The sequence below is a fragment of the Streptococcus sp. HMSC061D10 genome, from assembly GCF_001808865.1.
Lineage (GTDB): Bacteria > Bacillota > Bacilli > Lactobacillales > Streptococcaceae > Streptococcus.
The window spans coordinates 1-14,711 of the sequence record NZ_KV795007.1 but is presented as its reverse complement, the minus strand read 5'-3'; the positions used below and the strand labels follow the sequence as shown (position 1 = coordinate 14,711).

General features: G+C 39.9%; 16 protein-coding genes and 1 pseudogene. All 17 read right to left on the bottom strand.

Annotated features, from left to right (window positions below; translation table 11 throughout):
* Positions 1–48: 48 nt before the first annotated feature.
* Positions 49–525: pseudogene (gene pgi, locus HMPREF2728_RS02865) on the bottom strand (glucose-6-phosphate isomerase); the annotation flags it as partial.
* Between the two features lie 196 nt (positions 526–721).
* Complete coding sequence (locus tag HMPREF2728_RS02860) at positions 722–1,093, bottom strand: PTS glucitol/sorbitol transporter subunit IIA (RefSeq protein ID WP_049478985.1); 372 nt, start codon at positions 1,091–1,093, stop codon at positions 722–724.
* A 97-nt stretch (positions 1,094–1,190) separates the two neighbouring features.
* Positions 1,191–2,171 carry a PTS glucitol/sorbitol transporter subunit IIB gene (locus HMPREF2728_RS02855; RefSeq protein ID WP_000120696.1) on the bottom strand — a complete coding sequence of 327 codons (981 nt, stop codon included), beginning with the start codon at positions 2,169–2,171 and terminating at the stop codon, positions 1,191–1,193.
* A gap of 13 nt (positions 2,172–2,184) precedes the next feature.
* Positions 2,185–2,730 (bottom strand): PTS glucitol/sorbitol transporter subunit IIC, encoded by a 546-nt coding sequence (locus HMPREF2728_RS02850; RefSeq protein WP_001015684.1) that lies wholly within the window; start codon positions 2,728–2,730, stop codon positions 2,185–2,187.
* Complete coding sequence (locus tag HMPREF2728_RS02845) at positions 2,727–3,224, bottom strand: transcriptional regulator GutM (protein ID WP_001086645.1); 498 nt, start codon at positions 3,222–3,224, stop codon at positions 2,727–2,729. The genes HMPREF2728_RS02850 and HMPREF2728_RS02845 overlap by 4 nt, the downstream gene beginning before the upstream one ends.
* The gene (locus HMPREF2728_RS02840) at positions 3,224–5,050 is read right to left on the bottom strand and encodes a BglG family transcription antiterminator (protein WP_080981318.1); all 1,827 of its coding nucleotides are present in this window, start codon (positions 5,048–5,050) and stop codon (positions 3,224–3,226) included. The genes HMPREF2728_RS02845 and HMPREF2728_RS02840 overlap by 1 nt, the downstream gene beginning before the upstream one ends.
* Before the next feature lie 62 nt (positions 5,051–5,112).
* Positions 5,113–5,913, bottom strand: a complete 801-nt coding sequence (locus HMPREF2728_RS02835; protein ID WP_038804195.1) for an SDR family oxidoreductase — start codon at positions 5,911–5,913, stop codon at positions 5,113–5,115.
* Between the two features lie 183 nt (positions 5,914–6,096).
* Entirely contained in the window at positions 6,097–7,446 is a 1,350-nt protein-coding gene (locus HMPREF2728_RS02830) for a glucose-6-phosphate isomerase (RefSeq protein ID WP_000018239.1), read from the bottom strand.
* 171 nt (positions 7,447–7,617) lie between these two features.
* A complete protein-coding gene (locus tag HMPREF2728_RS02825; protein ID WP_049529724.1) occupies positions 7,618–8,307 on the bottom strand; it encodes a gamma-glutamyl-gamma-aminobutyrate hydrolase family protein in 690 nt (229 codons plus the stop codon).
* A gap of 137 nt (positions 8,308–8,444) precedes the next feature.
* The gene (locus tag HMPREF2728_RS02820; RefSeq protein ID WP_075226980.1) at positions 8,445–10,211 is read right to left on the bottom strand and encodes an ABC transporter ATP-binding protein; all 1,767 of its coding nucleotides are present in this window, start codon (positions 10,209–10,211) and stop codon (positions 8,445–8,447) included.
* Between the two features lies 1 nt (position 10,212).
* Complete coding sequence (locus tag HMPREF2728_RS02815; protein ID WP_075226979.1) at positions 10,213–11,919, bottom strand: ABC transporter ATP-binding protein; 1,707 nt, start codon at positions 11,917–11,919, stop codon at positions 10,213–10,215.
* A 189-nt stretch (positions 11,920–12,108) separates the two neighbouring features.
* Positions 12,109–12,810: a histidine phosphatase family protein gene (locus HMPREF2728_RS02810; RefSeq protein ID WP_049529721.1), complete on the bottom strand. Its 702-nt coding sequence runs from the start codon at positions 12,808–12,810 to the stop codon at positions 12,109–12,111.
* 109 nt (positions 12,811–12,919) lie between these two features.
* The gene (gene comGG / locus HMPREF2728_RS02805; RefSeq protein ID WP_049529720.1) at positions 12,920–13,357 is read right to left on the bottom strand and encodes a competence type IV pilus minor pilin ComGG; all 438 of its coding nucleotides are present in this window, start codon (positions 13,355–13,357) and stop codon (positions 12,920–12,922) included.
* A complete protein-coding gene (gene comGF, locus HMPREF2728_RS02800) occupies positions 13,335–13,796 on the bottom strand; it encodes a competence type IV pilus minor pilin ComGF (RefSeq protein ID WP_049529719.1) in 462 nt (153 codons plus the stop codon). Before comGF ends, comGG begins: the two co-directional genes overlap by 23 nt.
* Complete coding sequence (gene comGE, locus HMPREF2728_RS02795) at positions 13,759–14,061, bottom strand: competence type IV pilus minor pilin ComGE (RefSeq protein ID WP_049529718.1); 303 nt, start codon at positions 14,059–14,061, stop codon at positions 13,759–13,761. The genes comGF and comGE overlap by 38 nt, the downstream gene beginning before the upstream one ends.
* Positions 14,024–14,458, bottom strand: coding sequence for a competence type IV pilus minor pilin ComGD (gene comGD / locus HMPREF2728_RS02790; RefSeq protein ID WP_148130249.1), 435 nt, complete (start codon positions 14,456–14,458; stop codon positions 14,024–14,026). Before comGD ends, comGE begins: the two co-directional genes overlap by 38 nt.
* Positions 14,421–14,684 carry a competence type IV pilus major pilin ComGC gene (gene comGC / locus HMPREF2728_RS02785; protein WP_083280539.1) on the bottom strand — a complete coding sequence of 88 codons (264 nt, stop codon included), beginning with the start codon at positions 14,682–14,684 and terminating at the stop codon, positions 14,421–14,423. The genes comGD and comGC overlap by 38 nt, the downstream gene beginning before the upstream one ends.
* Between the last annotated feature and the right edge of the window lie 27 nt (positions 14,685–14,711).

Here is a 14,711-nt window from a genome sequence, read left to right as displayed (position 1 = left end):
ATTGTCTAACTTTTTGGGGTCAGTACAAAACCACTCTTTTTTATTCTATTATAGACGAGCGTTGAGTTCTTTGCTCAATTCTTCAAATCCTGGTTTACCAAGAAGGGCAAACATGTTACGTTTGTAGGCTTCAACACCTGGTTGGTCAAATGGGTTGATGGCATTCAAGTAACCTGAAAGGGCAATTGCCAATTCGAAGAAGTAGATCGTGTAACCAAGAGTGAAGGCATCTTGCTCAGGAAGAGTCACGTACATGTTTGGCACGTCACCATCTGTGTGGGCAAGAAGAACACCATCAGTAGCTTTTTTGTTTACAAAGTCAACGTCTTTTCCTTGAAGGTAACCAAGTCCATCAAGATCTTCTTCCAAAGTAGGGATGATCACGTTCTTACGAGGTTTGTCAACGCGGACAACTGTTTCAAACATGATACGAGTTCCTTCTTGGATAAATTGACCCAAAGAGTGCAAGTCTGTTGAGAAGTTAGCTGAAGTTGGGTAGATACCTTTTTGGTCTTTCCCTTCTGTTCAAGCACCCCTTGTGGATGCATCTGCTGGAAATTCCCTTACACTGACTGGCTAGTTTGATTGACTTGCCAATCAACCACTGCGTCATCTATTTTTTCTAATTTAGACCGAGAAGCCTGGACTTTTTGTCCAGGCTCTGAATCAATTTTTTAGACTTTTATTTTTCTAAGTTGCTTGATTTGAAATTTTATTATGGTCAAGCAGTTTCAAAAATCTGAATAGTAGAACCTTTCTCAATTACTACCGCTTGCTCTGCTACAACATGGAGTGTACCAGGAAGGCTCCCCTCTTTTGAACCATCAAAAGAAATCGTGATATGTCCCAGTCCAGTTAAATTTTTTTCTACTACATTTCCTACGGAACTAATCGAATATTCCTGATTATCTACCACCAGCTTGCCACCTTCTAGTATTGAACCTAGCAGATTTTTGTTATCAATCTTAAAACAATACTCTGATAAATCTTCTGGTGCTTCTTCTCCAAATAAAATGAGCATATTGGCATCTTGAATCATATTCTGAGCTTCAGACCCTACTTGAATTACTTTAGTTTCAAAAATTTTCTTCATCTGATTTCTATTCATACTTTCTCTAATTTGTCATAAACTTAGGCTTATAGATAAGTTTAACATAATAGTTCTCTGTTTTCAGGCATCTATCAAAGGTCTACTGATAAAGACCAATACTAGCTATCCAAGCAACTAGCACTCGCGGAACACCATTGAGAAAGCGTGAATAAAGTACCGAAGGGACACCAACCTCAACTGTTTCAGCCTTGGCTTCAGATAGGCCGAGTGCTACAGGAATGAAATCACAACCGTTTTGAGTGTTGATAGCAAATAAAGCTGGCAGAGCCATTTGGGGCGGAATAGTCCCTTTTCCGATTTCGACTCCAATTAAAGTTCCAATAATCTGACTAATAACAGCTCCGGGACCTAACAAAGGAGATAGGAATGGTAAGGAACAGATAAAGCCAATTAAAACGAGTCCCCAGATGTTCCCCGCTAGGGGAACCATTAATTTTGCCAGCCAATTTCCAACACCAGATCCTTGAATAACCCCAATCAGCAAGGAAACAAAGGCCATGAAAGGAATGATCGTGTTGAGCATTGTTTGGATGGCTTCACGAGCAGCCTGGTTGAAAGTCGCAACGACCTTCCCAGCGCCCATCCCAATTCTTGCTACAATACTTGTTTCAGCTTTTTGCTCTGTAATTTTTTTACTAGTATCGTAAGTTGGCTTTTCTGTTACCACAGTTGTCGCTTTTTCGTCTTCATTAGCAGCAGAAATTTGATTAAGGCCAACTGCTGACACATAGATTTCCTCGGTTATATATTGAGCTAGAGGCCCACTTTTCCCTGTAGCTACAATATTTATTGTAGGGATCCCCTTTTTAGGATAAATACCACAGCGAAGAGTACCGCCACAATCCACGATTGCTAAAGCAATTTCCTCATCTGGGATAGAAGTTTTAAACCCATTAACAGCTTCCATACCGGTCAAATCAGCAATTTTATCCACAATATCTGGCTTTTCTCCTCCGCCAGTGATATAGATGAATTTATGCTTAGCTTCACTAGGTGTAATGACCAAAGGTCCTCCGAAACCGCCATTTCCTTTAACAACTTTTATACTCTTATATGACATAATTTCACTCTTTCTATAAATCAAATGTTTTACTCAAGGTAACACCTTGCTGTTTTGCTACATAAGCAGTTGTAAAATCGGTCACCCAACCGCCTACAAAGTTCATGACAAGCCCAACAAGCATGTAACGAATGGCTAAGTCCATTTGACTTAAACCTAAAGTTTGAATTCCTGTTGCAATTCCCATCCATACAAACAATTCCCCAGGATTGATATGCGGAAATACACCATTTGAAGTATGGCAGAACTGCATCTGAGCTGCTACAAAACTAGGTTTATAATATTCTGGTAAGAAACGTCCCATACTGATTGCCATCGGATTCCCCAGCATAAAGGCTGAAATGAAAGGTAAAATCATATACCGGCTAACAGGATTTTTGGCAGAAATCTTAGCCAGGGAATTGACCTTCTCTTCTCCCAAGAAAGCGATAAGGGTATTCATTGCAATCAATAGCATTAAGACAAGCGGTACAATATTTGTCATCCAGCTAATAAAGGTTTCTCCACCTAATTGGAAGAGTTTCATAAAACTCTCTGCAAAATTTGTAATGTGATTCATAAGGAACTCCCTTTCTTATTTTTTTTAAATAACTGTTTAATAGATAATTGTAAGTAATTCGCATAAAAGCCGAATCCCAGAAAAGAATCAGATGAACTTGTCTCTTTCTCAATACCTGCCTCATGCCAAAGATAGACTTTTCTAGCATCTTCTATGGCTGATTGCATCAACTTATTTTCTTTTCTCACAAGAGGATTATACTTGTCAAAATAATGGATGTCTTCTCCAACATAATCGTCCATATTTTGAAAACGTGCTAAGATTGTGACTCCTTGCATTTTGCTAGCTTTAAGAACCCGACCGTTTTCATCAACCGCGAACATGACAATCGTACCGGATTTGATTCTTCCGGACTTCCTGCCAATCGCTACGCGCCCCAGTCTTCGGAGCATCGTATAGGTCTTATTGAAGTCTTTGAGTTGCTGCCAGCCGAGGAACATTTGAAATATATAAGCTGCCATGACAAATACAGCGAAAATTATTAGCGAATTCATTAAAATACTCCTTTGCTCTTAGAAAATGATAGAAACTCTGTCTCTGTTTCTACAGCCCTCAAAGCTTCTTTTAGAGAAGGCTCTCCTGCAATTCGAAAAATGTCGTCATACAATTCCAGCAATTCACTCTCCATTTTGCTTTCAATTTCTGAGGGAATGGCGACTAGAAAGATAAATTCAATCCAATCATCTCCTTTTTGATAAGGCTCTTCTAGCTTTCCAAACATTAAAATAGTCTTTGCATAACCCTGGTTAATTGTATGGGGGAAGGCAATTCCTCCACCAAAAATGGTTGATTGTTTTTTCTCCCTATCAATTATCCGATTTCTAAAACCTTCATCAATCATCTGAAGTTTCTCTAACTCTGCAACCATATTTAGCAAGTATTGCTGATAGGTTTTTTGGGGACTCAACCGAAGAAAACGTAAGCTGACTGTTTCTAGATTTTTTTGATGAAAAGCATTGGCCCTCTGCCATTCTTCCCGCAGCCATTGATCATCAAAAAGATGATTAACTTGAATGACTGGAGATTTAGAATCTTTATATTTTAGAGGAACTGTCGTAAAAATCGCGAAATAGTCCTGATTCAAATCCAGATTAAAATCCTCTTCAGAATACTGAGTAATGTCTACATCATTTCCAAGGATTCGTCTGAGTTGCTGAATAATCATCGCAGCAGTTCCTCTTCCTGTTGTGCAAACTACTGCTATCTGCTTGCGAGAACCATTTACAACAGAGTTTTGCTTTCTTAAAATCATTTCAAAATACAAAGCCAGATATCCGATTTCAGATAATTCCAATTCAGAACCAAAAATTGCAGACAGTTCTTCTCCAGCAATTTTCGCCATTTCAAAAGCAAAAGGATATTGAGTTTGAACCTCGCCATGGAATATATCATTAGCTTGCACATGGAAAATCAGTCGATTGATTAAGGGGCCTAGATGAGACTTGATTTCTTCAAATAATTCTTCATCATCAAAGTTAACCAACATTGTTTCTTTGACTTTCTTGACAATCCCTTGAAAAATGTTTGCAAGCTGTTCAGATTGATAAGACGGCTTGCTTAAAGTGTCAATAAAACGGATATTAAACGGAAAACACAAAAAGTCTATTTCAAACTGACTGAGGGAAATCTTATAAGTCATCTCAATATGATAGATTAATTTTTCAACCAAAGGTGTCTCTGTTAAATCATTCCTATAGTAAGGAATAGGGCAACTCAACACCCTAGATGCATAAATACGCTCCACCATAATTGAAATGGTCTTTCGAAGGAGTTCCTTTGTTTCTTTCGGGATTTTATACTCCTGGAGTAGCGTCTCCAGAAAAGAAGATGTTGCCTCGGTGAGTGTCTTTCCTTCAAAGTAAGGGGCCACTTGGTGAATATAGAGCAAGCGCAAATTCAGCTCGGACCCCAAGACCTCCAGCCCACGGTTGGGCTTTCCTGAAATAGTGATAGAGTAACTCTCTGCCAAAGATTTTACTTGTTTTAAATCCTTATTAAGGGTACTTCTACTAACACCTGCCTCCTCAGCCAAGTCGTCAATAAGAAGAGGGGAGGTTGACTTAATTAAACGTTTTAGTAAATAGGCAATTCTTTTACTGGAAGAATTGAAGTCACTCTCCCGTTTTAAACTACCAGATAAAATCCTTTCCAACTCAGTATAGTCATACACCTCTAACATTAACTTATCATCTTGTGAGATAATCTGGATACTCGGAGCCAAAACATCATTTAATTGTTGGATACTCTTTTGCAAGGTTTGCATACTAATATCCAGCTCTGAGCGCATATCTACCAAGGAATAAGTTGGCTGTGAGACCATTTTTTCTAAAATGTTATACCATCGATTTACTAAGGTCAACTCTCTTCCTCACCTTCATTTTTTTAACCGCGAGTTTTCCCTCCAGCAATATTTGTAGTGACTCCAGTTATATAGCTAGAACGGTCTGAAATATAGAATGCTACAAGATCAGCTACTTCCCGTAGTTTACCACTTCGTCCCAAAGGAGTTGTTGAAGTTGAAGCATAACCAGCTCGAATATCTTCTACCGTCTTTCCACGGGTATAAGCAAGAGCTTCCTCATAAGAAAGAGTTCGAAGTCCCGTAGCTTCCATAATTCCTGGAGCAATTCCAACCACACGTACACCATGCTTACCCAGCTCTTTCGCCCATGAACGAGTGTAACTATAGACTGCTGCTTTTGTTGCAGCATAGGCACTTTGTCCTTCAGAACCTTCCAAGCCTGCTTCTGAAGCCATGTTCACAATTACACCTTTTCCATTTTTCACTAAAATACGTCCTACTGCCTGACTAACCAAATACAAACCTTTTTGATTAATCATTGTTACTTTTTCAAACGTTTCATCGTCTAACTCGTAAGGACCTTTAGGATTTTCTGCATCAATTAATAATCTGGGAACATTAATCCCTGCATTATTGACTACCGCATCAATATTGCCAAATCTTTCAACTATTTTGGCAACACCCTCTTCTACTTCAGAGCGAGAAGTTACATCAACTTTTACAAATAATAGATTCGGGTGACGCAAATCGTTGTCGCTAAGATCAAAATTCGCTACATTGACTCCTAATTCCAGCAATTCTTCAACGATTGCCTTACCGATCCCAGATGACGCGCCAGTCACAAGAACTGTTTTGCCTTTTATGTTTAACCAATCATTCATTTTGATACCTCTCAAATTTTATTTACAAGGCAATTATACAGCGCTTTCATAAAAGAATTAAGACACTCTTTTTTACACTTTTAAAAAAAATAATAAACTAATTAAGAGGCTTGTACTAAAAATCCACAAGAAATGAACTTGTGGATCTTTTTATATTCTAAATGAACTCAAAGCATATGAGAATCAAAGGCGTGCATTCAACTCAGCACCCAGCTCTTCAAAGCCTGGTTTCCCAAGAAGAGCAAACATGTTTTTCTTATAAGCTTCAACTCCAGGCTGGTCAAATGGATTGATACCATTCAGGTAGCCAGAAAGAGCAATAGCCAACTCAAAGAAGTAAATAGTGTAGCCCAAAGTGAACTCATCTTGCTCAGGCAGTGTCACAAACATATTTGGAACTCCACCATCAGTGTGTGCTAACAGCACTCCATCTGTAGCTTTTTTATTGACAAAGTCAACATCTTTTCCTTGCAAGTAGCCAAGACCGTCCAAGTCTTCTGCCAATTCAGGAATCAGCACATTTTTGCGAGGTTTATCTACACGGATAACTGTTTCAAAGAGGATACGGGTACCTTCCTGGATAAATTGTCCCAGAGAGTGCAAGTCTGTTGAGAAGTTAGCTGAAGTTGGATAAATCCCTTTTTGGTCTTTCCCTTCTGACTCACCAGCCAGTTGCTTCCACCACTCAGAGAAGTATTGCAGAGATGGTTCATAGTTAGCTAGAACTTCTGTCAGATAACCTTTACGGTACAAGATATTGCGTACAACTGCATATTGATATGCTTCATTTTCAGCCAACTTATCAGAAGCATAAGCCTTGCGAGCAGCATTTGCTCCTTCCATTAACTTGCTGATATCAGCTCCTGCAGCTGCGATTGGCAAGAGCCCCACTGCTGTCAATACTGTAAAACGACCACCTACACTATCAGGCACTACAAAAGTATCCCAGCCATTAGCATCTGCTTCAACCTTAACTGCACCTTTAGCGCGGTCTGTAGTTGCGTAGATACGTTGGTTAGCTTCTTCTTGACCGTACTTCTTAACCAAGAGTTCTTTGAAGACACGGAAAGCAATAGCCGGTTCAGTTGTTGTACCTGATTTAGAAATCACGTTTACTGAGAAATCTTTGTCTGATACATAGTCTACCAAATCAGCCAAATAGCTTGAAGAGATAGAGTTTCCAGCATAGAGGATCTGAGGTGCCTTGCGTTCTTCCTTTCTTTGCAAGTTTACAAATGAATTATTCAAGAAATCAATAGCTGCACGAGCTCCTAAATAGGAACCACCAATACCGATTACGATCAATACCTCACTATCAGATTGGATTTTAGCAGCAGCCTTTTGAATACGAGCAAATTCATCTTTGTCATATTCTTCAGGTAAGTTCAACCAGCCAGTCATTTCTGCCCCAGGACCTGTACCATTTCGCAGAGCAGAATCTGCTGCAGTCACTTGAGGCTGCATATAATCTAGTTCATGTGGTGCAACAAATTTATCTAATACTTTTGAATAATCAAATTTAATATGTGACATAATATTCCTCCAAAATTTCTTCTCTTCTATCATAACCCTTACCTTAGATTTTTTCAAGTTTTTATACTGAATTTTTCCAAATTTTATCATAATTTAAACATTTGCGTAAAAAATGTTACAATATTAAAATTTGAACGAAATAAGACAAAAAAACGACTAGGTTTCCAGTCGTTATAATTCATTCAATAAATACTCAAATAATTCTAAGTTGCCATCTTCTTCATTGACCAAGAATTCTGGATGCCACTGGAGACCAATAATACGGTGCTCATCAATAGATTCGATTGCTTCAACAGTTTGATCACGTGGATCCACAGCCGTCACGCGGAAATTGGGTGCCAAGTCTTTAATACTCTGACGATGTACTGAGTTAACCTGACTTTCTTTACCAAATAATTTAGACACTACACTGCCATCCACTGTCTCAATAGAATGTGAAGTCCCAAAAGGTAGACCTTGCCAATGACCTTCAATATCCTGATTGAGTGTCCCACCAAAAGCAACGTTGACAAGCTGAACGCCACGGCAAATGGCTAAGATTGGTTTGTTCTGACGCAAGGCTTCTTGTAGAAGAGCTAGCTCAAACTCGTCGCGAGCTAGGTTATAGTCGTCGCTATCAATTGTTTTTTCCTCACCATAAAACTGAGGATGAACATTTTGTCCCCCAGTCAAGATGAGCTTATCAATCATTTCTACATAGTCATGGACAAGTGTCTCATCACCAACCGGAATGACCAAAGGAAGTCCGCCAACCTGACGAATACTTTCAGCAAATTTACAGGATACAGATGAGTGGATGTTTTTTCCTTCTGCGTCTACAGGACATAGGTTTGCCGCTACTCCAACAACTGTTCTTACCATTACTGACTTCCTTTCGTTCTCCATTGATAATCTTATCTTATCACCCTTACCCACTCCTGTCTAATATGTATTTTTTAAGTCCGTGATAAAATTTTTTTATCAGAAAAAGTTGCCCAAAATTAGGACAACTTTTTTGCTTATTCAAAGACAAATTGATTATGGTACAGTTCGGAGTAAAAGCCTCCAAGCTTGAGTAATTCGTGATGATTTCCTTGTTCGATAACTTGACCATCCTTAAGAACGATAATCTGATCTGCATTGAGAATAGTTTTCAAGCGATGGGCAATCACAAAACTAGTTCTTCCTGCTACAATTGCCTCCATGGCATTTTGAATCTTGCTCTCTGTTACAGTATCCACGTTTGATGTTGCCTCATCCAAAATTAAGACCTGTGGATCTGTCATCAAGGTACGAGCAATAGAAATCAACTGCTTCTGACCGGTTGAGAATACGCTCTGATCATCATTAATCAGAGTATCGTACTTATCTGGTAGACTTTCGATATATTCATGGATATGCGTAGCCTTAGCAGCTGCTTCGACCATCTCCTGACTAGCATCCGGTACACCGAATCGAATATTGTCACGAATAGTTCCACTGAACAAAACAGAATCCTGTAGGACAATTCCTACCTTACTTCGCAAACTGTCTAAATCAAACTCGCGAATATCTGTTCCATCAAAGCTGATACCACCTGCATCCACATCATAAAAACGATTGATGAGGTTCATGATGGTTGTTTTCCCTGAACCTGTGGGACCAACTACCGCAATCATTTTCCCTTTTGGAGCTGAAATGCTAACATCTTTCAAAATAGGTTTGCCTGGCAGGTAGGAGAAGTCTACGTTACGAATCTCCACACCTTCTGTTAATTCGGTAAAGATTGGAGCATCTTGAGGACGAATTTCTTCTTCTGCATCAAACATTTCTTGGATTCGTTCTGCACCTGTAAAGGCTAGTTGCAAACTTCCCCAGCTCGCTGCTAATTGGATAATGGGTTGGTAATACTGCTGAGAAAACTGGGTAAACATGACAATCAAACCCAGAGCAGTTGCTGTCTCGATGTTCTTATCATTCAGTAAAACAGCTGATCCTACAAAAATAACTACTGCTGTGTTGACCAAGCTCATCCCGTTCATGACAGGAAAGAGAATCCCTGAAAACATTCTACCCTTAAAGGTTGCCTTACGGACACGCTCGTTTTGCTCAACAAAACCTGCGATCACATCATCTTGAATACCTTGAACGATAACTGCTTTTTGTCCAGAGATACTCTCATCCATATAAGCATTGAGCTTCCCAACTTCCTTTTGTTGGAGGTTGGTATATTTTCTTGCCAATTTCAAAATGACAATCAACATGATGACAGCTATCGGAGTGCTAGCAATCGTAATCAAAGCCAAGGTCACATTTTTTGCGAACATGACAATCAACAAACCAATATAAAGGGCAATATTGGTCATAACAGACACCAGACTTTCGTTGAAAGCCTGGAGGATGTTATCCAAGTCACTGGTAAAACGTGACAGGATATCACCATCTTGATGGCGGTCAAAGAAGGAAATAGTCAAGCGAGAAAGCTTGCCAAAAAGTCCCTTGCGCATCTCATTTGTCGATTCGGCAATAATACGGCTCATCAAAACCATATAGATAAGACTCGACACCACGAGCACAATCAAAATATAGGCAAGATTGACCAGGAGTCCAAAAAGGCTTTGCCAAACGACTTCAGGATTTCCATCTTGATAGGCCACTACTAAATTAGCAAGTTCCGTTACTGTTTGACCTGCAAACACTGGAAAGAGGGCTTGGGCTATCGTTGCAATGATAATCATAGCAATAACAACGACAAAGGATATCTTATAAACTTTAAAATAGTTCCAAAAAAATTCAAATGTCTTCATCCTACTCCTCCTTTCCTTTTTGCGTCTCGTAAATTTCACGATAAACTGGATTTGTTGCAACCAAGTCAGCGTGTTTGCCTTGACCAATCAAGCGACCTTGGTCAAGCACTAAAATTTTATCAGCATGAACAACAGAGCTAATCTTCTGGGCAATGATAATCGTAGTCGTCCCCTTCAAATCCTTGTTGAGAGCTTCTTGAACCAAGCGCTCTGACTTGGCATCAAGGGCAGAGGTTGAATCATCAAAAATCAAGATACGAGGATTGCTGACAATCCCACGCGCAATAGACATTCTTTGTTTTTGTCCACCAGAAAAGTTAGTCCCACGTTCTTCAACCGGACTTTCAAAGGCCAAGTCCATACGACTAATAAATTCACTCGCCTGGGCAATGCGAGCTGCGCGTTCCATTTCTGAAACTGTCGCATCTCCCTTACCTTGTCTGAGATTATCTGCGATGGTTCCACTAAAGAGAATGGCTTTTTGTAGGACGATAGAAACTGTCTTACGAAGCGTCCCTTCACTAACTGTACGAATGTCCTTTCCACCAATTTTGATCGAACCTTGCTGAGGATCAAACAGTCGTGGAATCAACTGAGCCAAGGTTGATTTACCTGCACCAGTTGCTCCGACAACCCCAACCATCTCACCAGCTGCAATATCGAAAGATACATCTTTTAGGATAGGTTCTTCATCATTTGGATAGGTGAAGGTTACATTTTCAAAACTGAGACTTCCTTCCAATTCTTCATCTTCCACATCCTTGAAAGTCATAGCCGGTTCTGTATCCAGGATTTCACGAATACGACGAAGGGAAATCATGGCACGAGTAACTGAATTCCCCAAAAATCCGACCATAACGATAGTAAAGATAATCTGACTCAGATAATTCACGAAGGAAGCAATGGAACCAACGACTGATGGATCTGACTCTGCCATACCTGCTACAAGCCAGATTGAGAGAAAAACAGCCCCGTAAGAAATCAACATCATTGCAGGTTGCATAACAGAAAAGGCATAACCGATATAAAGGTTTTCTCCCAATAATTCATCTGACACCTGCGTAAATTTATCAAACTGATCTTTTTCTCGGACAAAAGACTTAACCACGCGCACACCACGCAAATTTTCTTTAGCAATGGCATTGATACGCTCCAATAAGGTCTGGAATTTTGCAAAGCGTGGTCCCACCACTCCCATCATAAAACCCATTATGACAACAATCAGAACGACCATGAGAACTAGCACCCACCATAGAGAAGGTAGGGTGACAACTGCTAGAATAAAGGAACCGATAAACAAAAGTGGTAGTCGAAAGAGAATTTGGAAGGTCATCATGACTACGTTTTGAATCTGGTTGATGTCATTGGTCATACGAACAACAAGGTTCCCTGCGTTAAATTCCTCAATATTGGCGTATGAAAAAGTTTGAATCTTACGAAAGGCATCTTCCCGTAAGTCTGACGAGACTCCTTGAGCAATGTAGGCGGCTAACACAACATTGATGCCACCTGCAATCAAACCAATCAAGGCAACAAGGATTAACCAAAAACCAATATGATAAATAGCTTCATTATCACCTGTTAGCAGTGCCTCTAAAACTTTCTGCAAATAACGTGGTTGCAAGAGTGAACTCGTTACCATTAGACCTGTCATAATTAAGGAAGCTAGAGCCTGCCATTTATAGGCTTTTATTTTCTGAAACAGCATATTTCCCCCTTCTAAGATAGACAAAAGGGAACGACAACTCTGTCAGTCCCTTCTTATGCTTTCATGTTGATGCTATTCTAACAAAAAAGAATGCTATTGTCAAAGCACTCAGCTCTCAGAAGCTTGTGCAAGCACGACATTAGCATTCTATCAATCCTTTAAAAATTCTTCTAAATTTAGTGCTGAATTTTATTGTTCTGAACTAGCTTGCTCGTCTAGCTTAACTCGTCCAATTTCACGGTAGCTACGGTCGCCAACAATTTTGACCGAGAACTGACCATCTTGGTACTCGAGAATCGTCACACTTCCATTATCAAGGCCATGCGGATGCATGCCGTTGATTAAATAAACAATGGTTCCAATAGTCATTCCATGGCTGACTACGAGAGCATTCCCTCCCCCATTAGCTTCCATTTCCTTGGCAATGGCTTCAAAACCTTCCCAGATACGACCACTTAGTTTTTCCCAACCTTCAGCCCAACCTGCTGTGTCCACTTCTACCAAACCTTCAGCTAACTCTGCATAGGACAAACGATGCACATGATCTACATTAAAGATTCGAGGGATGATACCCATAAAAAGGTCTCCATCATAAGCACCATCAAAACTACCAAAGCACCATTCACGAATTCGCTTATCCATGCGATAAGGAATTTGCCCAGTCAAACCAAGTTCTTCAAGGATAATTCCCATTGTCTGAATGGTCCGCCCAGAATCGCTTGAATAAGCACGTTCAAAGGTTAAACCTGATTCCCGCAAACCAATCCCCAATTCATGAATACCTCGTTCTCCCTCAGCTGTTAGGGGAGTATCACTCCAACCTTGAGCACGACCGATTGTATTAAACATTGTTTTCCCATGACGTACTAGATACAATTTTACACTTGACATATTCCGTCCTCCATATGTATCTATTATAGCATGATTTCAGACAAAAACCTCGTCCTAACCCACTGAGTCCAACATCACCACTTAAACTAGATTCTACAAATCTGATAATCTATGTCTTGTCATTCTTAGATGATGCAACTTCAGATGTCTCGGTGGTCTCATTTTTTACCTGTTCTTCTTTTTTCTTCTCGCTTTCTTCTTTTGACTTTTTTTCTGTTTTCTTCGTCTTGTCGTCAGTCTTTTTCAAAGGAGAAAAGTGAAAATCAAACTGTTTTTTTCCGGTGTCAACAATCGCTGTAAATCCTTTTTGGTCATTACGATAAGTTGCCTTTCCTGCATCAAATGACTGCTGACCACTCTCAGAACTAGCTTTTTCATAGGTCCTCTTAGCCATTGCAAATGCAAGAAGTTTTTCTTTATTCAGTGCATAATCCTGATGATGAGCCACTTGTCGATTCAGATAAAACTGTAACAAGAGACTAAAAATTCCAGCAATAGTAATCGCGTAAAGGAGAACTCCAGCTCTAACTTTTTTCTTTTTCCACACGATAGATGAACTCCCTCTCTAGTCCCTTTTCAAACTGAAAATTAAAATGGACATTTTGCCCGTTTTGGTAAATATGAGCTGATTTCAGACCGTAAACCATCGGCTGGTAGCCACGTCCACTGGCATCTGTTTTTCGAAAATCATTTGACTTTGATTTCCCCATGGAAATGGGGTTCCCATCCTGTTTGAGGTAAAGTCTATCATTCTCTACTTTTTCAAATTGGGCTCGATTCAGCTCTGCTTCCAGCTGATCCACAAATAAGAGCCATTCTTTTTGCTCACTTTTCTGCTGGTAGCGAACTTCTGAAACCAATAGTTGGCTCATAGCTTGAAAGAGGAGCAAACTCCCACTAATCACAATAAGAGCAACCAGGGATTCTAAAAGTGTAAAAGCTCTGACTCTACTTATCTTGAATCGCCAGTAATTTTTCAGTTCCATGATACACCTCCAAACCTCGCTCATTCGATACAACATGAACTGTAAGCCCATTGACCGTCAACTGCTTTTGTCCAGTCTGCAAAGCCATACGAGCCACTCGCAAAACTTCTTCCTGTTCTAAGAGTCTTGCTTCCTGTCGTCTACTTTCTTGAATCTGCCCCAGCAAGAGGGTTGCAATACTGGCAAAAATAGCTAGTGAAATCACTGCCTCCAGTAAAATAACCGCCTTAATTTTTTGCTTCTTGAATACGTTTAATCTTTCCATTTCCTAGATATAGTTGGTAGCGAACTACTTCTTTCCTTGTTTGAAATCTCACACTTGCAAGAGACGAATTTCCTCCAGCCTTGTCAAAGGAAATTGATTGATTAGACTGCAATTGAATTCCTTTTGGAATGGCTAATTTCTGATAGCCATTTCCAATACTTCTCTCTTCCAAAATCAAGTTGATCTTCTGCTGACTAGCCAGACTTCGCTTCTGGGTTTCTCGATAAAGTTCCTCAAACTCCATAAAGAAAATCTGTTCTTCCACACACGCAAAAGTGGATTGAACTGAACTTGACAAACCCAGAGCTAACAAGCTGACTATCCCTAAGACCAATAGACTTTCTAGCATGGTAAAAGCCCTAATCCGCAACTGTTTGACTTGTCTTTTGTTTTGCATGGTATTCCTTATAGGCTTTTGCTTGCTCAGCAGTGATGCGTCCATCTGCCTCTAGTTTACTTAGACTAGCATCCTCATTTTTATCTAGAGTATAGAGTTCAGCTTGGCTTTCTACCACCTTGACGACTGCTGCTTTCCCCTTATCATTCACTGCATCCTTTTGCTTAGTTAGGTTTGGCACAAACAGTAAGAGTAGGACGCTAATGATGAGCAATACAACTAGCATTTCAATCAAGGATAGTAAAACTCTCGC

What these genes read in the sequence shown, in the direction of transcription:
- HMPREF2728_RS02820 (WP_075226980.1), bottom strand. Translation starts at nt 10,211, where the DNA reads ATGAAGACATTTGAATTTTTTTGGAACTATTTTAAAGTTTATAAGATA.
- HMPREF2728_RS02835 (WP_038804195.1), bottom strand. Translation starts at nt 5,913, where the DNA reads ATGAATGATTGGTTAAACATAAAAGGCAAAACAGTTCTTGTGACTGGC.
- HMPREF2728_RS02855 (WP_000120696.1), bottom strand. Translation starts at nt 2,171, where the DNA reads ATGTCATATAAGAGTATAAAAGTTGTTAAAGGAAATGGCGGTTTCGGA.
- HMPREF2728_RS02850 (WP_001015684.1), bottom strand. Translation starts at nt 2,730, where the DNA reads ATGAATCACATTACAAATTTTGCAGAGAGTTTTATGAAACTCTTCCAA.
- HMPREF2728_RS02830 (WP_000018239.1), bottom strand. Translation starts at nt 7,446, where the DNA reads ATGTCACATATTAAATTTGATTATTCAAAAGTATTAGATAAATTTGTT.
- comGE (WP_049529718.1), bottom strand. Translation starts at nt 14,061, where the DNA reads ATGGAAAGATTAAACGTATTCAAGAAGCAAAAAATTAAGGCGGTTATT.
- HMPREF2728_RS02845 (WP_001086645.1), bottom strand. Translation starts at nt 3,224, where the DNA reads ATGAATTCGCTAATAATTTTCGCTGTATTTGTCATGGCAGCTTATATA.
- HMPREF2728_RS02840 (WP_080981318.1), bottom strand. Translation starts at nt 5,050, where the DNA reads ATGGTCTCACAGCCAACTTATTCCTTGGTAGATATGCGCTCAGAGCTG.
- comGF (WP_049529719.1), bottom strand. Translation starts at nt 13,796, where the DNA reads ATGGAACTGAAAAATTACTGGCGATTCAAGATAAGTAGAGTCAGAGCT.
- HMPREF2728_RS02825 (WP_049529724.1), bottom strand. Translation starts at nt 8,307, where the DNA reads ATGGTAAGAACAGTTGTTGGAGTAGCGGCAAACCTATGTCCTGTAGAC.
- HMPREF2728_RS02815 (WP_075226979.1), bottom strand. Translation starts at nt 11,919, where the DNA reads ATGCTGTTTCAGAAAATAAAAGCCTATAAATGGCAGGCTCTAGCTTCC.
- comGC (WP_083280539.1), bottom strand. Translation starts at nt 14,684, where the DNA reads ATGCTAGTTGTATTGCTCATCATTAGCGTCCTACTCTTACTGTTTGTG.
- HMPREF2728_RS02860 (WP_049478985.1), bottom strand. Translation starts at nt 1,093, where the DNA reads ATGAAGAAAATTTTTGAAACTAAAGTAATTCAAGTAGGGTCTGAAGCT.
- comGD (WP_148130249.1), bottom strand. Translation starts at nt 14,458, where the DNA reads ATGCAAAACAAAAGACAAGTCAAACAGTTGCGGATTAGGGCTTTTACC.
- HMPREF2728_RS02810 (WP_049529721.1), bottom strand. Translation starts at nt 12,810, where the DNA reads ATGTCAAGTGTAAAATTGTATCTAGTACGTCATGGGAAAACAATGTTT.